The sequence below is a fragment of the Microbacterium sp. ISL-103 genome, from assembly GCF_018613995.1.
Taxonomy (GTDB): domain Bacteria; phylum Actinomycetota; class Actinomycetes; order Actinomycetales; family Microbacteriaceae; genus Microbacterium.
In genome coordinates this window covers 1-3,187 of record NZ_JAGGPD010000143.1, presented here as the reverse complement: position 1 = coordinate 3,187, position 3,187 = coordinate 1, and the positions used below count along the sequence as shown (strand labels likewise).

General features: G+C 68.1%; 5 protein-coding genes. 4 read left to right on the top strand and 1 reads right to left on the bottom strand.

Annotation, left to right across the window (positions count from 1 at the left end):
* Positions 1–219, top strand: a 219-nt coding sequence (locus tag J7E68_RS06110; RefSeq protein ID WP_215170822.1) for a histone-like nucleoid-structuring protein Lsr2, incomplete at its 5' end; no start/stop codon positions are given.
* Position 220: 1 nt separating this feature from the next.
* Here J7E68_RS06110 and J7E68_RS06105 read toward each other — a convergent pair.
* Entirely contained in the window at positions 221–817 is a 597-nt protein-coding gene (locus tag J7E68_RS06105; protein WP_215170824.1) for a MarR family winged helix-turn-helix transcriptional regulator, read from the bottom strand.
* A gap of 124 nt (positions 818–941) precedes the next feature.
* On the opposite strand from J7E68_RS06105, the gene idi reads away from it, so the two are divergent.
* The 3 genes from idi to J7E68_RS06090 all read left to right on the top strand — a co-directional run.
* Entirely contained in the window at positions 942–1,463 is a 522-nt protein-coding gene (idi, locus tag J7E68_RS06100; RefSeq protein ID WP_215170820.1) for an isopentenyl-diphosphate Delta-isomerase, read from the top strand.
* A gap of 41 nt (positions 1,464–1,504) precedes the next feature.
* Positions 1,505–2,557 carry a polyprenyl synthetase family protein gene (locus tag J7E68_RS06095; protein WP_251048699.1) on the top strand — a complete coding sequence of 351 codons (1,053 nt, stop codon included), beginning with the start codon at positions 1,505–1,507 and terminating at the stop codon, positions 2,555–2,557.
* Positions 2,554–3,187, top strand: a 634-nt coding sequence (locus J7E68_RS06090) for a squalene/phytoene synthase family protein (protein WP_215170816.1), incomplete at its 3' end; no start/stop codon positions are given. The genes J7E68_RS06095 and J7E68_RS06090, both read left to right, overlap by 4 nt.

The following is a 3,187-nucleotide window of genomic DNA, read 5'->3' as shown; positions in this document are numbered from 1 at the left end:
CACGCAGAAGACTGGCGCAAGTCGTTCGCGCCCTACAGCTCTGCAGGCCGCCGTGGCGGTTCCGCCGGCTCCGTGCGGTCGGCGGCACCGCGCAAGCGCCCGGGTCGCAACCCGGAGGTCGCTGCGATCAGGGCCTGGGCGAACGACAACGGCTACACCCTGTCGGAGCGCGGACGCATTCCGGCTCCGGTCGTCGAGGCGTACAACGCCGCACACTGACTCACTCGGAGGTCGCGACTCCGGCTTGGGCCCACGGCTCATCCCGGAGCGTGATCTCCTGTGCCATGTCCGAGAGGAATCGGATGACGACGTCTCGTTCGCCGGGAGTCAGCCGCGCCGCTGAATAGAAGCGCTTCGCCTGCTGACGACCCACTGTGTCCATCGCCGCCTGCCGCGTCTCGGGCGTGATCGTGATCGCGAGCGCACGCCGGTCCGTCGGGTGGGGCGCGCGACGGATGTGGCCGCCCTTCTCCAGGCGGTCGAGCAGTTTCGTCGTCGAGGCCGTCGAGATCCCGAGATGCGTGGCGATCCCGCCGGGAGTGGCGACCGCACCCCGGTTCGCGCAGACGATCAGGTAGTGCAGTGCTCGCATGTCGGTCTCGTTGAGACGCATGTATCTCCGAGAGGCGAGCGACAGCTTCTGCTCCGCTTCGCGGAGTTCTCCGAGCGCGCCCATCACGAGAGAGATCTGACGCAGATCTTCGGGATCGACGCCCGAGCGATCGATCAGCGTGCTGCGCGGATCCGCCGACTCGACGTCATAGATCGCCGCGTGCGCGAGGCCGTCGGGCGAGATCGCATCCTGCCGGGAGAGCATGTCGGACGCGCCGCTTCCGCGGGGGGTGGCGTCGGGTCCGTCGTGCATGTCATCATGCTACACACGATTGTTTCATGTTATGTTGATTATTAGCTAAGCTAGCGAAATCGAGGAGGTTCCCCCGATGGATGAGGTCACCCTCCTTTCCGCAGACGGAGCGGCGATCGGTGTGCTCGCGAAGGACGCCGTGCACACCACCGATACCCCCCTTCACCTGGCATTCTCCTGCCACGTGTTCGACCGGGACGGACGTCTCCTCGTCACCAGGCGCGCGCTCGCGAAGCGCACCTGGCCGGGAGTCTGGACCAACAGCTTCTGTGGTCATCCCCGCCCGGGCGAAGACATGATCGCCGCCGTGCATCGCCGCGCACTCGACGAGCTCGGCCTGCGCATCACCGAGGTGACACTCGTGCTGCCCGACTACCGTTACCGGGCCGTGGATGCGAGCGGGATCGTCGAGAACGAGATCTTCCCCGTGCACGTCGCCGTCGCCGACGGCCCCCTGTCCCCCGACCCCGACGAGGTCGCCGAGTGGGCCTGGGTCGACCCGGCGGAGTTCGCGGACTCGGTCATCGGCGCCCCCTTCGCATTCAGCCCCTGGCTCGTCGAGCAGCTGCCGCGATTGCGCGACCTCGGGGTGGTGTGACGATGACGACGATCGCGACCTCGACGACTCCCCACGAAGACATGAGCACCCGGGTAGAGGATGCTCTTCGGGAGCGGTTCGCCCTGCAGTGCGAGAACGCCGAGGCATACGGGGCGGAATTCGCAGCCCTCTGGCGAGCCACAGCAGACCACGCACTCGGCGGAAAGCTCGTGCGTCCGCGCCTGCTGCTCGACATCCACCGTGCTCTGGCGCCGGCCGCGAGCGACGCGGCCACCCTGGCAGCCATCGACATCGCGACCCAGGTCGAGCTGCTGCACTACGCCTTCCTGCTCCACGACGACGTGATCGACGGCGACCTGACGCGCCGTAAACGCCCGAACCTCATCGGACAGCTCGCAGCGGGCAACCCCGGTGCCACCGAGCAGGACTCGCTGCACTGGGCCCGATCGAGTGCGATCCTCATGGGCGACCTGATGATCTCGTCCGCGATCATGGGCTTCGCCAGGGCCGACGTCCCCGCGCACGCCCGAGGGCGCCTTCTCGACCTCGTCGAACGGACGATCCTCGAGACGGTCGCCGGCGAGCACACCGACGTCGCGCTGAGTCACGGCATCATCGCGTCCGACGTCGACACCGTCCTCAGCATGAGCGTCTACAAGACCGCGACGTATTCGTTCTCACTGCCTCTGCGCGCCGCAGCGCTTCTCGCCGGTTCGTCGCCCTCGGCAGAAGAGACCCTGCACGCGGTCGGCCGTCACCTCGGCCTCGCCTACCAACTGCAGGACGATCTGCTCTGCGTGTTCGGCGACCACCGCACGCACGGCAAGGACGCCTTCTCCGACCTGCGCGAGGGCAAGGAGACCGCGATCATCGCGTTCGCGCGGTCGACGGCAGCCTGGTCGCGCATCGAGCCGCGCTTCGGGGCAGCCGACCTGAGCCTGCACGATGCCACGGTCATGCGAGACCTGCTGCGTGAGTGCGGCGCCGAGCGCTTCGTCATCGGTCTGATCGGCGACCAGCTCGACTCGCTCTCGGCGCTGCTCGCCGACGCAGAGCTCGCCGGAGAGATCAGCCCGGACGCTGCGCGGTCGATCCTCGTCGCCACCGCGCGCCTCGAAGGGCGTCAGGCATGACCCCGACGCCTCACGACTCGCCGGGTGACGGGCTGGGTCGGTTCAGCCGCGCCGCCGACACCGCATCCACCGAGGTCATCCGCACGTATTCGACATCGTTCGGCCTGGCGACGCGGCTTCTCGGTGAGAGGCACCGGCAGCACGTGCGCAACATCTACGCGATGGTGCGCATCGCCGACGAGATCGTCGACGGGGTCGCCGCCCAGGCGGGGCTCGATGCGTCCGCCCAGACCGATGCCCTCGCGTCGTACGTCGCGGAGACCCATCGGGCGATGCAGGTGGGGTACAGCACCGACCTCGTGCTGCACGCCTTCGCCCGCACGGCCAGGGAGTGCGGGATCGGTGAAGACCTCACGCAGCCGTTCTTCGACTCGATGGCCGCCGACATCGCAGACACCACGGATTTCACCGCCTACGACGCCGACGCCCACGAGCGATACGTGTACGGATCTGCCGAGGTGGTCGGACTCATGTGTCTGCGGGTTTTCCTGCGCGACGAGAAGCGCACGCCCCGGGAACACGAGATCCTGACCCACGGCGCCCGCCAGCTCGGAGCGGCTTTCCAGAACGTCAACTTCCTGCGCGATCTCGCCGACGACACCGAACGGCTGCCGCGCGGCTACCTCGGCG

Coding starts and splice junctions, on each gene's coding strand:
- J7E68_RS06105 (WP_215170824.1), bottom strand. CDS start 817: ATGCTCTCCCGGCAGGATGCGATCTCGCCCGACGGCCTCGCGCACGCG.
- idi (WP_215170820.1), top strand. CDS start 942: ATGGATGAGGTCACCCTCCTTTCCGCAGACGGAGCGGCGATCGGTGTG.
- J7E68_RS06095 (WP_251048699.1), top strand. CDS start 1,505: ATGAGCACCCGGGTAGAGGATGCTCTTCGGGAGCGGTTCGCCCTGCAG.